The 15,652-nt window shown below is 38.1% G+C and carries 16 protein-coding genes; 5 read left to right on the top strand and 11 right to left on the bottom strand.

Annotated elements, in window-relative coordinates:
• Positions 1-48: 48 nt before the first annotated feature.
• Positions 49-447 (bottom strand): YlaH-like family protein, encoded by a 399-nt coding sequence (locus MKY08_RS03950; protein ID WP_024362187.1) that lies wholly within the window; start codon positions 445-447, stop codon positions 49-51.
• 31 nt (positions 448-478) lie between these two features.
• Positions 479-2,323, bottom strand: a complete 1,845-nt coding sequence (typA, locus tag MKY08_RS03945) for a translational GTPase TypA (protein ID WP_025218736.1) — start codon at positions 2,321-2,323, stop codon at positions 479-481.
• A 141-nt stretch (positions 2,324-2,464) separates the two neighbouring features.
• On the opposite strand from typA, the gene MKY08_RS03940 reads away from it, so the two are divergent.
• The gene (locus MKY08_RS03940) at positions 2,465-2,650 is read left to right on the top strand and encodes a DUF5325 family protein (RefSeq protein WP_024362189.1); all 186 of its coding nucleotides are present in this window, start codon (positions 2,465-2,467) and stop codon (positions 2,648-2,650) included.
• 230 nt (positions 2,651-2,880) lie between these two features.
• Here the strand turns inward: MKY08_RS03940 and MKY08_RS03935 are convergent, their stop codons facing one another.
• Both MKY08_RS03935 and MKY08_RS03930 read right to left on the bottom strand, forming a co-directional pair.
• Positions 2,881-4,074, bottom strand: a complete 1,194-nt coding sequence (locus MKY08_RS03935) for an amidohydrolase (protein WP_069510327.1) — start codon at positions 4,072-4,074, stop codon at positions 2,881-2,883.
• A 12-nt stretch (positions 4,075-4,086) separates the two neighbouring features.
• Positions 4,087-5,613: an AbgT family transporter gene (locus tag MKY08_RS03930; protein WP_069510329.1), complete on the bottom strand. Its 1,527-nt coding sequence runs from the start codon at positions 5,611-5,613 to the stop codon at positions 4,087-4,089.
• Positions 5,614-5,759: 146 nt separating this feature from the next.
• Between MKY08_RS03930 and MKY08_RS03925 the strand changes: the two genes are divergently transcribed.
• Complete coding sequence (locus tag MKY08_RS03925) at positions 5,760-7,058, top strand: hypothetical protein (protein ID WP_069510333.1); 1,299 nt, start codon at positions 5,760-5,762, stop codon at positions 7,056-7,058.
• A 52-nt stretch (positions 7,059-7,110) separates the two neighbouring features.
• Here MKY08_RS03925 and MKY08_RS03920 read toward each other — a convergent pair whose 3' ends face one another.
• Both MKY08_RS03920 and MKY08_RS03915 read right to left on the bottom strand, forming a co-directional pair.
• A complete protein-coding gene (locus MKY08_RS03920; protein ID WP_069510335.1) occupies positions 7,111-7,908 on the bottom strand; it encodes an inositol monophosphatase family protein in 798 nt (265 codons plus the stop codon).
• A 332-nt stretch (positions 7,909-8,240) separates the two neighbouring features.
• Positions 8,241-8,438: a hypothetical protein gene (locus MKY08_RS03915; protein WP_024362194.1), complete on the bottom strand. Its 198-nt coding sequence runs from the start codon at positions 8,436-8,438 to the stop codon at positions 8,241-8,243.
• Positions 8,439-8,561: 123 nt separating this feature from the next.
• Here MKY08_RS03915 and MKY08_RS03910 point away from each other — a divergent pair, with 123 nt between their 5' ends.
• Entirely contained in the window at positions 8,562-9,188 is a 627-nt protein-coding gene (locus tag MKY08_RS03910) for a DUF1054 domain-containing protein (protein ID WP_069510337.1), read from the top strand.
• A 513-nt stretch (positions 9,189-9,701) separates the two neighbouring features.
• Here the strand turns inward: MKY08_RS03910 and MKY08_RS03905 are convergent.
• A complete protein-coding gene (locus MKY08_RS03905) occupies positions 9,702-9,989 on the bottom strand; it encodes a UPF0223 family protein (RefSeq protein ID WP_069510339.1) in 288 nt (95 codons plus the stop codon).
• 21 nt (positions 9,990-10,010) lie between these two features.
• On the bottom strand, positions 10,011-10,970 hold the full coding sequence (locus MKY08_RS03900; RefSeq protein ID WP_069510341.1) for a nitronate monooxygenase family protein: 960 nt from the start codon (positions 10,968-10,970) through the stop codon (positions 10,011-10,013).
• 146 nt (positions 10,971-11,116) lie between these two features.
• Here MKY08_RS03900 and MKY08_RS03895 point away from each other — a divergent pair, with 146 nt between their 5' ends.
• Positions 11,117-12,586: an aminotransferase class I/II-fold pyridoxal phosphate-dependent enzyme gene (locus MKY08_RS03895; RefSeq protein ID WP_024362198.1), complete on the top strand. Its 1,470-nt coding sequence runs from the start codon at positions 11,117-11,119 to the stop codon at positions 12,584-12,586.
• Positions 12,587-12,858: 272 nt separating this feature from the next.
• Positions 12,859-13,455, top strand: a complete 597-nt coding sequence (locus MKY08_RS03890) for a class I SAM-dependent methyltransferase (RefSeq protein ID WP_069510343.1) — start codon at positions 12,859-12,861, stop codon at positions 13,453-13,455.
• Between the two features lie 69 nt (positions 13,456-13,524).
• Here the strand turns inward: MKY08_RS03890 and MKY08_RS03885 are convergent, their stop codons facing one another.
• The 3 genes from MKY08_RS03885 to MKY08_RS03875 form a co-directional block, all read right to left on the bottom strand.
• Positions 13,525-14,202: an LrgB family protein gene (locus MKY08_RS03885; protein WP_069510345.1), complete on the bottom strand. Its 678-nt coding sequence runs from the start codon at positions 14,200-14,202 to the stop codon at positions 13,525-13,527.
• A complete protein-coding gene (locus MKY08_RS03880; protein ID WP_081327895.1) occupies positions 14,195-14,638 on the bottom strand; it encodes a CidA/LrgA family holin-like protein in 444 nt (147 codons plus the stop codon). Before MKY08_RS03880 ends, MKY08_RS03885 begins: the two co-directional genes overlap by 8 nt.
• Before the next feature lie 218 nt (positions 14,639-14,856).
• Positions 14,857-15,639, bottom strand: a complete 783-nt coding sequence (locus MKY08_RS03875; RefSeq protein WP_069510347.1) for an SDR family oxidoreductase — start codon at positions 15,637-15,639, stop codon at positions 14,857-14,859.
• Between the last annotated feature and the right edge of the window lie 13 nt (positions 15,640-15,652).

Genomic DNA, 15,652 nt, shown 5'->3' with positions numbered 1-15,652 from the left:
GCCCTTAAAACTTAAGGTAAGTTTTATGGTAAAGGAGCCAAGCTACTATCATTGATTGGCAGCTTGTTGCTCTTCTCTTTTTTCTCGCCACATACGTGTTTTGTATACAATCAAAATTAACGCCGCTACGATGAGGCCTTCAATCATAGGTAGGAATAACGCGAAAAATGTCAACATAATACACCCCAAAAATAGGAACACATAAATGACAATATTTTGAGATAGCTTTAACTTTTTTGCAAAGCCTAATTTATAGACAATTGCAGAAAGTACAAAGACAAGAAGAAATACAACATAGCCTGCAACTTCATAGCTTGGTAAATTTTCATACAGAAATCTTGTAATACCAGCCATTCTCCCATAAACCTTTGTTGTTTCCTCTGCATTTGTTGATGCAGCAACTTGAATAACATTTAGTTCACCCAATAAAGCGGACTTTATATCCAAGACTCCCTCTCCCTTTCATATCAGCGGAAAATTATTGTTCAGCGTTTTTTAATTTTTTCGCTGCTTTCTCACGTTCGTTTTTATCTAGAATTTTTTTACGAAGGCGAATTGATTCAGGTGTGATTTCTAAGTACTCATCATCACCTAGGTATTCAAGCGCTTCTTCTAGAGATAAAATACGTGGTTTTTTAATAACATTCGTTTGGTCTTTATTTGCTGAACGGATGTTTGTTTTTTGTTTCATTTTTGTAATATTTACAGTGATATCAGCGTCACGAGTATTTTCGCCAACAATCATACCTTCGTAAATGTCTGTACCTGGCTCCAAGAATAGTGTACCACGGTCTTCAATCTGCATCATACCATAAGTTGTTGATTTACCAGTTTCCATTGAAACTAGTACACCTTGGTGACGACCACCAATTTTCCCTGGTAATAATGGTTGGTAGCAATCAAACGTATGGTTGATAATACCGAAACCTTTTGTCATCGACATAAATTCAGTTGTATAACCGATTAATCCACGAGCTGGTACTAAGAACGTTAAACGCACTTGTCCACTTCCGTTGTTCACCATATCAAGCATTTCACCTTTACGAGTACCAATAGATTCAATAATAGAACCAACATTTTCTTCAGGTACATCGATTTGAACACGTTCGAATGGTTCACATTTAACACCATCGATTTCACGCACGATTACTTGTGGTTTTGATACTTGTAATTCAAAACCTTCACGACGCATATTTTCAATCAGGATTGATAAGTGAAGCTCACCACGACCTGAAACTGTCCAAGCATCTGGAGAATCTGTATCTTCAACGCGTAAAGATACGTCTGTTTGTAATTGAGCACGTAAACGCTCTTCTACTTTACGAGAAGTAACCCATTTCCCTTCACGACCTGCAAATGGAGAATTGTTTACTAAGAAAGTCATTTGTAAAGTTGGCTCATCGATACGTAAAGGCGTAAGCGCTTCTTGATGCTCAACAGGGCAAACTGTTTCTCCTACGTTGATATCTTCCATACCAGAAACGGCGATTAAGTCACCAGCTTTTGCTGTCTCAACTTCTTCACGTTTTAAGCCGAAGAAACCAAAGATTTTTGTTACACGGAAGTTTTTCACTGTACCGTCTAATTTCATCAGAGCAACTTGTTGACCTACAGAAATTGTTCCGCGGAATACGCGACCAATTCCGATACGTCCAACGAAGTCATTATAGTCAAGTAAAGCTACTTGGAATTGTAATGGTTCCTCTGAGTTATCAACTGGCGCTGGGATAGCTTCAATAATTTTTTCAAATAGACATTTCATATTTTCTTCTTGTTTAGATGGATCAGCATCTAAAGAAGCCGTACCATTTACACCTGAAGCATACACTACTGGGAAGTCTAATTGATCGTCATCTGCACCTAATTCGATGAATAACTCTAATACTTCATCTACTACTTCAAGTGGACGAGCTGAGTCTTTATCTACTTTGTTCACTACTACAATCGGTGTTAACTTTTGCTCTAACGCTTTTTTCAGTACGAAGCGTGTTTGCGGCATACAACCCTCATACGCATCGACAACTAGTAAAACGCCATCTACCATTTTTAAAATACGTTCTACCTCACCACCAAAGTCGGCGTGTCCAGGCGTATCAAGGATGTTGATACGAGTTCCGTTATAGTTGACAGCAGTATTTTTTGCTAATATTGTAATACCACGTTCACGTTCGATATCGTTAGAGTCCATTGCACGTTCTTCAACACGTTCGTTTGAACGGAATGTACCAGATTGTTTTAATAATTGGTCGACTAAGGTAGTTTTACCATGGTCAACGTGGGCGATAATTGCGATATTGCGAAGATCTTGACGTAAGTTTGTCATTATTCCACTCCATATTCTTTTTTCGAATGTTTAACTGTGATATTATAGCACAAGAAGGATGTAAATGTCCTTATTAGAATTTCTATCATTCTAAAAAAATATTTTTAATCACAAATTTACTATAAATTAGGAGGCTCGGTTATGAATCGCGGAAAAATCGTAATGGCCATTTATGCACTAGCAGCTGTGCTAGCAATGTGTTCTATCGGGTATTCAGTAGCAGCAAGCAATATTTGGGGAGTAATAGCAGGTATTGTAGCTACTTGTGTCATTTTCATGACAGCTTTTAAAATGAAGCGTAAACTTCGCGAACAAGGCTTACTTTAATGTTAGTATTTGCTTTCTAACAACCTATATGTGTCCAAAATGACACAATATCACAGAAGGAGCTATCCAATATTGGACAGCTCCTTCTGTGATATTGTGCAAAAAAAGAGGCATTGTCCATGATAGACAACGCCTCTTTTGGCTATCTATTATTAATATTGCTCAATAAAATTGTTAAATGCTTAGCTACTATTCTTCCCAGTCTGCACGCAAACAAGCGATGCTTTGCTTTAATGGTCATTTGCCAAATAATCTAACGTTGCTTGACCTAAAACATTGGCGGCAATCCGCAATGAACGTTCATCAATATCGAATTTTGGATGATGGTGTGGATAGACTTCTTGCCATTGTGGATTTTTTGCCCCCGTAAAGAAAAATGCCCCTGGTATTTCCTCTAAATAGTACGCAAAATCCTCACCACCCATAGTTGGGTCAACAAATTCAACCGCTTCGACATCCGCTACTTTTCTTGCTGACGCCATCACATGCTCTGTTTCTGCTGCATGATTCACCACTGGCGGGTAACCACGACGAAACTCATATTCATAGTCCGCTTTTGTTAAATAACAAGTTGCCTTTAATAGCTCCTCAATTTCACGCTCCAGTAAATCGCGCTCCTCCTCATGGAAGGTACGGACAGTCCCTTTCATATAGACTTGGTCTGCAATGACATTAAAAGGATTTAACGCCTCAATATGACCAATAGATACTACCGCAGGACGCAATGGATTAATACGACGTGCAACAAGCTGTTGTAAATTTGTAATAAATTGCGCTGCAAGCAAGATGGAATCTTTCGTATCGCTTGGATTCGAACCATGACCACCCTTTCCTTTAATCTTCATATAAATGCCATCAGCCGCAGCCATAAATGGCCCAATTGCTGTTTGCACCTTACCAAGTTCTGTTGGTGCCCATAAATGTGTACCAAATATTACATCCACACCTTCTAAACAGCCATCAGCAATCATTGATTTCGCCCCACCTGGTGCAAGCTCCTCTGCATGTTGATGAATAAAGACAATTGTCCCCGCTAAGTTATCCTTCATTTGATTCAATGCCTTCGCCAAAATTAATAATGAAGCGGTATGTCCATCATGACCACATGCATGCATGCGCCCTTTTATTTTTGATCGGAATGGCAAACCCGTTTCTTCTGTAATAGCTAAAGCGTCAAAGTCTGCACGTAATGCCACCGTTTTTCCTGCCTTAGCACCAACTAACTTCGCTACAACACCGTTCCCCCCAACACCTTCACGTACTTCATGTCCTAAAGCACGATGAAATGCAGCAATTGTTTTCGGTGTTTCAATTTCTTCAAAGGAAAGCTCTGGATTTTCATGGAAATGACGACGAAGCTGAATCATTTCCTCTTCATATCGTTTTAATAAACCAACTAACTGCTCTTGCTGTAATACTGCCATTAGTAACACCCCTTATTTTAAATATATATAATCTCCAGGTCCCAGTGGTAAGCCAAGTAGGAACCAAATGGCGAACAGTATAATCCAACCGATTGCAAAGAACACAGAAAATGGTAGCAACGCGGAAATTAGTGTCCCCATACCGATATTTTTATCGTAGCGTTTGGCAAACGATAGCAAAATAGCAAAATACGGTAGCATTGGTGTAATGGGATTGGTAATAGAGTCTCCTACCCGATAGGCCATTTGCGTAACAGCAGGGGAATAGCCTAAATAAAGGAACATTGGAACGAAAATTGGCGCAAGTAAAGCCCATTTCGCAGAAGCGCTGGCGATAAGTAAGTTAACGAAAGCACATATTAAAACAAACCCTATCATCATTGGTAAACCTGTAAAATTTAATGCTTGTAAAAGTTCCGCTCCTTTAATAGCTAAAATAGCACCGATATTACTCCAGTTAAAAAAGGCAATCATTTGTGAAGCAGCAAATGCTAAAACAATAAACGGAGCCATATCCGCAATCGATTTAAAAATTTTCTCAGCCACTTCTTTGTCATTTTTCACTTCTTTTGCCGCAATGCCATAGGCAAGACCTGGTAAAAGAAAGAAGAATAACATAATCGGCACAATACCTGACATAAATGGTGAATTTAAAAAGCCCCCTGTTTCCGGATCACGTAAAAGACCGTTAGATGGAATGACCGTAAATGCAATCACTGCAATATAAATGACTGTCACCAATCCTGCCCATCGTAAACCGCGCTTTTCTAAAGCTGTTAGCGGCTCTAACTTTTCAACAGTGCCTTCAAAGTTGCCAAAACGAGGCTCAGTAAACTTTTTGGCAACCCATGTACCAATCCCAATTAGTAAAAATGTCGAAGCAATTAAAAAATAATAGTTCATCGTTGCTCGACCAGTGTAGGCAGAATCTGCAATCTGTGCTGATGATTCTGTAATTCCTAATAACAATACATCAAGTGAACTAATTAAAATATTGGCACTAAAGCCTCCAGCTACTGCGGCATATGTAATAATTAAACCTGCTAGTGGGTTTCGACCAATGCTCATAAAAATCATCGCTGCAATTGGCGGTAAAATAATGAACGCTGCATCGGCAGCTAGATTCCCCACTAAACCTGTGAAAATAATAAATGGCACGATTAATTTTGTCGGAGCTGACAGCACTAGCTTTTTCATTACGGCAGATATCAACCCTGTTTGCTCGGCTAAACCAATACCAATCATTGTCACAATCACTAATCCCAAAGGAGCGAAGCCTGTAAATGTTGAGACCATTTGCGTTACTATTAATATAAGACCTTCTTGACTTAGCAGATTTTTTACTTGAATAACATCTTCAGTGCCTGGTTGAACTGCTGAAACACCAAACAACGATAATATCCATGATAAAACAAGCACAATACCTGCTAAAATAATAAATAGCGTGATGGGGTCTGGTAGTTTATTACCCGCCTTTTCAATACTATCTAGCATTCTATCAATCCAAGATTTTTTTACTGTGTCTAATTTTTTTTGCATAAGCCCCTCTCCTTCTCTGTGTTATTCGACTTGTGCTATTCATCTTAATCCTCATTTAAGACATTGATAGCATGTGTCCTTAATACAAAGAAACCATATTTTTAGAATATTTTCAATATTTAATTTATAGTTAAGGAGCTTACTCTATGTATAAAATTAATGTTTTCACCGCTAAATTATCTCTCTCATGGGTAACGCAACTAGAGAAAATCAAGCCATCTTTTTGCCATTTCCATTACCATTCCTACACAGATTTTGAGCATTTAAATGCGCTGCTGAAGCAACATTTACTAGCTGGAGATGGTGCACTTTTTAGCGGGCAAATCCCATACTTTTTTTCGCAAACATATTTTCCAAACACAGCTATCCCCATGCTCTATTTTGATATTTCAGAGCGAGATTTTTACCGTGTTTTAACAGAGTTATTTTATGACAATACAATTGCTATGAATCGGATTGCCATTGATTTTTGTTATGAAGAGAATGAATACCTCGGCATTCATGAATGGTCAATCGGTAGACAGCCCTATCTATTTAGTCAAACAATGAACGAGTTCGCAAGCAACGATATTGTTGAGAAGGCTGCTAATTGGCATATTCAGTTACATCGCGACAATAAAGTAGATTTAAGCTTTACGCGCATTGCAGAAATGCGAGAGCGATTGGCACAGCTAAATATACCGTTTATCGCGTTTCACCCATCACTCCATGCTATGCAATTAACATTGGATCAATTGGTCAATCAGCTTCAGCTTCGACAACTTGAGCAAAATAAAGTAGTCGTTGTTCATATTTTAATTCCGATTGATAAATCCAATATCGATGAATTGGAATATCGACAAATTGCTTTATATAAAGCCATTTTAGATTTTAAGCAACGCTATGCAAGCACCTTTATCGTGCATCGTGAAGCTTCTTATATGGCCCTTATTACAACCTATGAGCAATTTTTAATCACAACCGATGATTATACTCATTGTCAACTTGTAGATTTTTTAGATGATACATTACAATTTCCAGTAAAAATAGGTTGGGGTATCGGTAACTCTTTAACGGAAAGTCAGAAATACGCAAAATTGGCTGCAACGCTCTGCTCTTCCAAGGAAACGCAAGGCTATATTATTGAACATGAAAAAGAAATTGGTCCGTTGCTAAACGGCACTTTATTGCAGTTTGATAACGAAAAACAACAGCTCTTACAAAAATTAAGCGTTACCCATGATATTCCTTTATTACAATTGCAAAAAATCGAAGCTGTTATCGAAAGATTAGCCACAACTATCGTCAATGGCGAACTGTTAAGCAAGCATTTAGGCATTACTGTGCGCTCTGCAAACCGCATTTTAAAACAACTGCATGAAAAAAATTTAGCTGTCGAATTACCAAGCACTACTTCCACCACTCGAGGTCGTCCGAAAAAATACTATCAGCTCGATTTAAATTAGCGCATACAAAAAACTGTTTAGGAATCAACATTCCTAAACAGTTTTTTTAAAGTTATACATCATAAGGCACAATATATTTTTCTAATAATTCATGATGAATAGAAGGATTTGCAATAATAAAAGTATCTTGATGTAGTAAATCTACAGTTCGTCCATGTAAATTGGTTGCAATAGCCCCAACTTCATTTGCAATAATTGTTCCGCCGGCAATGTCCCATGGAGATAGCCGCATCGATACATAAGCGTCTAATTTTCCACTAACAACAAAGGCGATTTCCATTGCTGCAGAGCCATAAGAACGCGTACCTCGAACTTTACGAACTAGTTCAATTACTTTTTCATGATGTATATGACGATTTGGTGCAACCCAATGTGCATTAATGCCAATAACGGACTCTTCAATGGTCACAGGTTGTAACTTGCGTAACGGTGACGCATTATACCAAGCACCCTGTCCAGCAATTGCATGAAATAAATCTTCGCGCATTACATCATATATGTAACCAAGTTTTCCTACTCCATCAATAAATATTCCAATTGAAATCATAAAGTGGCGATGTTGCTTTACAAAATTCATCGTTCCATCAATCGGGTCGATAATCCATACAACGCCATCTAATGACTCAACCTTTTCCCCCATACCCTCTTCGCCTATAATATGGTGGGTAGGATCAAAAGATTTAATTTTTTCTATAAAAAACAATTCTGTTTCACGGTCTATATTTGTAACAAGGTCATTCGCATTCGATTTTGTCTCGATCACTAAATTATACGAAAATGCATTACGAATACGGTTCCCCGCTTCAACAATAATACTTTTAGCAAATTGATCGATCTGCTTTAAATCCATAAAAACCCACCCCTCGAATATAGAAAACATTTACGCACGTCATACAAACTTGCTTATCCTTGGTATTCAAGCAATTAAACGATTGTAGCTACACACTTTAAACTTACTCTGCTTCTAGTCAGTAAAATACCTTATACACTATCCACAATAAGTGCAAGCGTCATGTGCAATATGACGCCTTTAAAAGCTTTGCATGTGCAGCGTCAAATGAAAAAGATGAAAACTCCATTATCTAACAATGGTATATTGTCTATTTTACCCTTTATAACAACAAAAATCACCTGCTGTCGGAATATTCAGCAAGTGATTTTCATATGGGGGTTAATTTTTTTTTACGCATAGGCGTGCAAACTTTCCAGCTCCATCTGTATTTCAGCTAGACGCTTTTTGCTTTTTGCGATTGCACCTTCGTCTTTCTCATTCATCGCTAAGAAAAGTGAGGCAAGCTCATAATCTAATTCTAATTGTAAAATGCGTTCATATTGCTTTTCAATGTCAACTTTACGTATAATTTTTACGACTTGTTTCATAAAAGTCACGTCCCTTTTTTATTTTTTTCCAAAACCTTATACGATTCGCTAAAGTTCTTGTTATAAGATTTTTTCCCATATTTTTAATAAAATAAACCTTATAATCGAAAGGAGTTTTTAAAAATGCCTACACTAAAATGGACTAATAAAGATTTTAATGTGTTTCAAATAAATGGTTTAGAACAAAGAATGGATGCCTTAAATTCCTGTGTAAGACCAAAGTTCAATAAACTAGGAGAGAACTTCTCTGCTTTCTTTTCCAGTCATCTTGGAGAAGAATTTTACCCCCATGTTGCCAAACACGCCCGCAGAACGGTAAATCCACCAAATGATAGTTGGGTTGCCTTTGCTCCTTATAAAAGAGGCTATAAAGCATTGCCTCACTTTCAGATTGGTCTTTGGAGCACACATTTATTCATCGTCTTTGCTATTATTTATGAAGCACCGCAAAAAAATTTAATGGCACAACGTTTACTAGCCAACAAATCCTTGCTACAACAGCTTCCGAATGATTTTATTGTTTCTGGGGATCATATGTCACCAGAGGCAATTTCCATGGAAGACGCGAAGGAAGATAAACTAGATGAATTGCTTATCCGTTTACGTGATGTTAAAAAAGGGGAATTTTTAGTTGGCCGTCATATTCCACGAGAAGAAGCGATAAAATTGTCTGTTAGTCAATTCCAACAATTAGTAGAGGAAACATTCACGACATTACTTCCGATTTATAAAATTATTCAAGAAAAATAAAATGCCCTACTCATTTTTGAAAATGTGGCATTAAAATCTTACAAGAACAAAATGTCTTAATAAGTTAAAGCAGTACTGGAATTTATAAGGTTTAACAATTTTGGACGAGGTATTTATCCATTAACCATTACTATCAAACGTAGCTAAAGGACTGAAACATCTTCTTTGAGGTTGTTGAGGATTTTTGCACAACAAGAATTATTAATACTTGTTGTGGCTATGTCACTGTACGTTATTGGAGAATCCAAAATCTGTGAACATTTTTGAAAAAATTGATATTGCTGTAGTTTATGCAGACAACTATAAATTAACACTATAATGCTAGTGATTTCTTAAGAAGAATAATTATTTTAATAAAACATTATAAATAATAAAGTTTCCAAATCCGCTTTGCTTTCAACGGGCACAGATATACACAATCCATTATGTACTTCTGTCTCGCAGAAGGCATGGCGGGTTTTTTAAAAAAAGCATGCTAGAGTATTCCCTAGCACACCATTTTCAAGCCAACGTTTAACGTCTTTGCTTTGGTACAACTTTAATTATCGTACCATCATCCGCTTCTTTTGCTTGCTTCACTACTGGATAACTAACATATCCACTAGCCTCTTCAAATTCGCGAAAAATCGTTTTTTCTTCTGCTTGAGAAGGCACAATTTCTTTAAAGCGACGATATTTTGCCAGCATCACTTCACGTTTAATGCCCTTTTCATACGCAAGTTCGATGCCTTCGAAAAATTTTACAACATCGACAATTTCTTCAGTTGACCAATCAATTGAAAACGGATATGAATATTCCATTTGGACTTAACCACCTTTACATTAGTGTCCCCATTTTACCCGGATACTTTCCGCTTCTGCAACCATTCTTGTAATTAGCTCGTCCACTGTTGGAATATCATGGATCATGCCAGTCACTTGTCCTGCCCAACCAATGCCAGCATCCTTTTCTCCATCGTAAATAAAACGTTTATTGGCACTGCCACTAATATAGTCTTTTAAAGCCTCATAAGTAGGTGTTTCACGCTCTATTTCTAAAATTTTTGCTGTGAAGTCACTCCGTAACGCGCGTGCAGGCGCCCCAATAGATCGTTTAATCACCGTTGTATCTGCCTCAGAGCTCGCGAGTAATGCGTCTTTATAAGCTTGTGAGGCATCCACACATTCCTTCGTCGCAATAAAGCGCGTGCCCATTTCAATGCCCTCTGCACCAAGTGCATGTGCGGCCATCCAACCGCGACCATCACCAATACCACCAGACGCAATCACAGGAATTTTCACACTATCCACCACTTGAGGTACGAGCACCATTGTCCCAACGTCATCACGCCCAAGATGGCCACCACCTTCTTGTCCAACAACCATTACGGCATCTGCCCCTAGTTCTTCAGCTTTCTGAGCCTGTCTACGGGCTGCAACCAGCACTAACTTTTTAATGCCAGTTCCTGCAAGTAAATCAAAAATCGGTGCGGGATTACCGCCCGTCATTGTGACAACAGGTACATGTTCTTCAACAGCCACTCGCACCATATCTTCATAGCCTGTGCCATGCATCCCAATAGCAAAGTTTACACCAAACGGCTTATCTGTTAATGTTCTTAGCTTTTGAATTTCCGCACGTAATAAGTCTGGGTCGCGTAAACTCATCGCCGTTATTTGCCCTAAACCGCCAGCATTTGACACAGCTGCTGCTAAATCAGCATATGCTAAATAAGCTAATCCCCCCTGAATAATTGGATATTTAATCTTCAATAGTTCGGTAATACGTGTCTCCCAGTTCATCGAATCTCTCCTTTCGTTCCATACTATCTTCTCGTAATCACGAAAAAATCCTTTTATTTTTTTAATTAAAGTCTATTTTTTCATGTCGTTAGGTGCTATAATTCATTTGTTTTCTTAGATATTATAAAAGTGAGGTGGTACCTGCGTTGTCACAATTAGAGACTCCATTGTTCGACGTATTACTAAAACATCGGAACAGACATCCAATTCAGTTCCATATTCCAGGCCATAAGAAAGGGCACGGTATGGATCCTGCTTTCCGAGAATTCGTCGGCGACAACGTTTTATCAATTGATTTAATCAACATTGCTCCACTAGACGATTTACATTCACCAAAAGGTGCTATCAAGGATGCGCAAGCACTGGCAGCAGAAGCCTTTGGTGCTGATCATACATTCTTTTCCGTTCAAGGTACTAGTGGCGCCATTATGACGATGATACTGACCGTCGTCGGTCCAGGTGATAAGATTCTAGTACCACGGAATGTTCATAAATCCATTATGTCAGCGATTGTTTTCGCTGGTGCAATTCCTATTTTTATTCATCCTGAAGTAGATAGTGAATATGGTATTTCTCATGGTATTTCGGCGGAAGCTGTAGAAAAGGCTTTAAATGCTTATCCGGACGCAAAAGCTGTCCTTGTTATTAATCCAACTTATTACGGCTTCTCTGCGGATTTAAAACGCATTGTCGAAATTGTCCATCGCCGTAATATTCCAGTCGTTGTCGATGAAGCACATGGCGTGCACATTAAATTCCATGACGAGCTACCATACTCAGCAATGGAAGCAGGCGCGGATATGGCTGCAACAAGCGTACATAAGCTTGGCGGTTCCATGACGCAAACTTCAATTTTAAATGTACGTGAAGGACTAGTTTCTGCTAAGCGCGTACAAGCAGTCTTTTCTATGCTGACAACAACATCCACATCCTATCCATTACTGGCATCGCTCGACACAGCTCGTCGTCAGCTTGCAATTCATGGCTATGATTTAATTGGGGATGCACTACGTTTAGCAAAAGATGCGCGTAAACGCATTAACCAAATTCCACATTTAAAATGTGCAGGTAAGGAAAAGCTTCACTCGTCCGCAACATACGATATGGATCCACTAAAACTGTTAATTAGTGTAAAAGATTTAGGTATATCCGGGCACCAAGCCGAGGAATGGCTTCGTCACAATGCCAATATTGAAGTAGAGTTATCAGACTTATACAATATTTTATGCTTAGTGACATTAGCAGATACAAAAAAGGAGATTAATCTTCTTATCAATGCTTTAAGCCGTATGTCAAAAGCTTTTGATTCAGAAGCTGCTGTTACTGAAACAGTTGTCAATGTACCTGAAATTCCAGCACTTGCAATGTCACCTCGTGATGCTTTTTATGCAGATACAGAAGTAGTCCCTCTTGCAGAAGCAGACAATTGTATTTGCGCTGAATTTATTATGGTCTACCCACCTGGAATACCTATTTTTATTCCCGGGGAAATAATTACACAAGAAAATATTCGTTATATTCAAATGAATATTGAAGCTGGTTTACCAGTTCAAGGACCCGAAGATACAACATTACAAACAATTCGTGTTATTAAAGAACGCAGAGCAATTATTTAAAAAACAAAGCTACCTCTTCATTTTAGAAGGGGTGGCTTTTTATAGTTGAATCATACAGCTGTAAGCATACTTGCATAAAATACCTTTATTTTATAAACCTAAAATCCCCACTCTTTTTCTATCCCTATATTTACACTCTTTCATTCTATTAGTTAAATTCTATTGCACTACTTTCATCAAATTGAAAAAAATTGTATTAATAATTGTATAAAGCAAAAAAATAGCTTATGTGCTGTCCTTTACTTACAATATTTATAAAGGGAGTGAATTGTATGAATACATGGGATGAACGATTTAACACAATTGAATACGTCTATGGCGAACAGCCAAATGCGTTTATAGAAAACTATGTAGATTTTTTAGAGGGGTATGTTAATGTTGCCGCATATGCTGAAGGAGAAGGTAGAAATGCCGTTTATTTAGCTTCTAAAGGGCATGTGGTAACGGCTTTTGATTATGCAAAAAGCGGTCTTGAAAAAACAGCACAGTTATCAAAAAAACATGGCGTTACTGTCAACACACAACTGCAAGATTTACTGCAAGATGAACTACCAGTAGAAACATTTGACGCTGCCGTGATGGTATTTGGTCATTTTCCCGCAGAACAGCAACATGCCGTTTTTCAACGCATCGTCAATTCGGTTAAACCCGGCGGTCGTATTATGATGGAATTATATTCCACGTCTCAATTGTCCTATGCAACAGGCGGTCCACAAAATATGAATTTCCTATATAATCCAGCATCTGTGCTTACGTGGTGTCAGCCCTATAAAATTATTCATTTCTTTACCGGTGAACAAATACGTCATGAAGGTACTCTACACACAGGACTTGCACATACCATTCAATTAATCATTGAAAAAAGTTAACTATGCTTGTGTCAAGCGAAAATGCTAGCACCCTTTACAAGCCCATTATGCCTTGTAAAGGGCTTTCTTTTATAAAAATAGATAGACAAAGAGCGGACAGAGAAAAGCTCCTATAATCGCTGTTAACCCCATAGAAAGCGAACCAACCGATAATTCTTGCTCACCATACTCTCTTAGTTTTACAAGCCCTACACCGTGCGAGGCACTTCCTACTGCTACACCTCTACTGACAGCAGAATCAATCTTTCCAAATTTGAATACGAATGGTCCAATAATAGCGCCAACAAAACCTGCAATCATAACAAAAACTGCCGTTAAAGGAGGAATTCCGCCAATTGTTTCACTTACCTGCATACCAACAGGCGTTGTTAAAGATTTAGGTAACGCCGTCAGCATCCAACTTTCTTTAACACCGATCCATTTTAGCATAACAAAAATGGTTACTAATCCAGTTATCATCGCTAATATGATACCGGATAAAATAGAGACTTTATATTTCATAATAATGGCTCTCTGATTATAAAGCGGGTAAGCAAGGGCAACAACAGCCGGCCCCAACATTTTTTGTAGCCATTCTCCTCCTACCATATAGGTTGAATATGGAATATTAAAAACAAGTAAGATAGCTGCACTGACAATAGTTGTCGTCACTAATGGAATTATTAATGGATGGGGAAACCGTTGATACAGCTTTGTAAATAATATAAACAGTCCAATCGTACCAAGTACAACAATAAGTTCAATCAACAGATAATTCTCCCTTCCCTTCTTCAATAGTTACTGCTTGTTCTTTCTTTGTTACTTCTCTTTTTTCAATTAGTTGGGTTAGTATTCCCGTTACATAAATAGCAATTAATGTACTCGCAATAACTGCTAAAATAATCAACAGACCAGTTGTTGACATCAATTCTGGATAATCAATAATACCAACTGTTGCTGGAATAAAGAACAATGTTAAAACGCCAATTAAAAAGCCAGCACCATCTTGGATGTATTCTACTTTCATTAGTTTAAAATTAAGTGCAAGTGCTAATAACAGTAAGCCAATTACACTTCCTGGAAGCGGAATGTGTAAGTAAGACACAATGCCCACACCGATATAATAAAAAATATTAAGTATGCCAATTTGGACAATAATACGAACAACTCGCATTAATATCATAGTAAAATTTTCGTTCATCATTTCGCCACCGTTCCCCCCTGTTACGCTTATTCTACAACTGAAGGAATTTTCTGTCTATTATAATTTTAGAAAAACAATAGAAAAAAGAGTCAACCCAAAAACAAAATGAGTTGCTCCTTTGTGTACAAAATCCGCTCAAATGCGCATTTTTTCTATATTTACGCCATTGAAAGTAGTTGAGTAAAATGGACTTAACAGAGCTAAAAACTTGTCGCTCCCTATAAAGCGTGCCCTGAACCACCGTCAATATTAACAGCTGTCCCTGTTACATAACTTGCTGCATCTGACACTAAGAAAGTAATGACATTAGCTGCTTCTTGCGTTTCTCCTACACGACCTAGTGGAATAGATTGACCAACTTTACGAGAGTAGTCATCCCACGAAAGATCTTGTGCTTCTTTTTTCCATAACTTCTCAATTTGATCACTTCGAATTAAACCAATACACACTGAATTCACACGAATATTATCTTTTCCTAAATCTTTGCTCATGGCCTTCGTTAAAGCGAGTCCAGCTGCTCGACTAACAGTAGTAGGAAGAGAACTTGCAGGAGGCGTTTTAGCCATTACTGCCGTCACATTCACAATCGCACCGCCGCCTACCTTTCGCATATAAGGCACAGCATATTTTGAGCAATTGATAGCACCAAACACTTTTAAATCGATATCAGCTTGCCACACTTCACTGCTGACCGTTTCAAACGGATTAGCTGACGCTGTGCCTGCGTTATTAATAACAATATCTACGCGTCCATAATGCTCCACAGTACGTTCTATAAGCCTCTTACAGTCTTTTTCCTTCGTAATATCCGTCGGTACAATTAAGACTTCCTCGCCCGTTTCATTTTTAATGCATCCAGCGGCCACCTGTAGCTGTTTTTCACCACGTGCACTAATTACTACCTTTGCACCTTCTTTTACTAGCTGCATCGCCGTATAATAACCAATCCCTTTACTTGAACCAGTAATAATTGCTACTTTTCCCTTTAAGCCTAATTCCATTTCGCCCCACCTC

The organism is Lysinibacillus sp. FSL M8-0337, from assembly GCF_038593855.1.
Classification (GTDB): domain Bacteria; phylum Bacillota; class Bacilli; order Bacillales_A; family Planococcaceae; genus Lysinibacillus; species Lysinibacillus sphaericus_D.
Note: the sequence above shows the minus strand (reverse complement) of the source record. Positions and strands in the feature narration are given on the sequence as shown.

Bases quoted from the DNA above. Each gene is read 5' to 3' on its own strand.
- typA (WP_025218736.1), bottom strand. From the start codon at position 2,323: ATGACAAACTTACGTCAAGATCTTCGCAATATCGCAATTATCGCCCAC.
- MKY08_RS03925 (WP_069510333.1), top strand. From the start codon at position 5,760: ATGTATAAAATTAATGTTTTCACCGCTAAATTATCTCTCTCATGGGTA.
- MKY08_RS03905 (WP_069510339.1), bottom strand. From the start codon at position 9,989: ATGGAATATTCATATCCGTTTTCAATTGATTGGTCAACTGAAGAAATT.
- MKY08_RS03920 (WP_069510335.1), bottom strand. From the start codon at position 7,908: ATGGATTTAAAGCAGATCGATCAATTTGCTAAAAGTATTATTGTTGAA.
- MKY08_RS03915 (WP_024362194.1), bottom strand. From the start codon at position 8,438: ATGAAACAAGTCGTAAAAATTATACGTAAAGTTGACATTGAAAAGCAA.
- MKY08_RS03935 (WP_069510327.1), bottom strand. From the start codon at position 4,074: ATGGCAGTATTACAGCAAGAGCAGTTAGTTGGTTTATTAAAACGATAT.
- MKY08_RS03910 (WP_069510337.1), top strand. From the start codon at position 8,562: ATGCCTACACTAAAATGGACTAATAAAGATTTTAATGTGTTTCAAATA.
- MKY08_RS03880 (WP_081327895.1), bottom strand. From the start codon at position 14,638: ATGATGAACGAAAATTTTACTATGATATTAATGCGAGTTGTTCGTATT.
- MKY08_RS03940 (WP_024362189.1), top strand. From the start codon at position 2,465: ATGAATCGCGGAAAAATCGTAATGGCCATTTATGCACTAGCAGCTGTG.
- MKY08_RS03890 (WP_069510343.1), top strand. From the start codon at position 12,859: ATGAATACATGGGATGAACGATTTAACACAATTGAATACGTCTATGGC.
- MKY08_RS03900 (WP_069510341.1), bottom strand. From the start codon at position 10,970: ATGAACTGGGAGACACGTATTACCGAACTATTGAAGATTAAATATCCA.
- MKY08_RS03930 (WP_069510329.1), bottom strand. From the start codon at position 5,613: ATGCAAAAAAAATTAGACACAGTAAAAAAATCTTGGATTGATAGAATG.
- MKY08_RS03875 (WP_069510347.1), bottom strand. From the start codon at position 15,639: ATGGAATTAGGCTTAAAGGGAAAAGTAGCAATTATTACTGGTTCAAGT.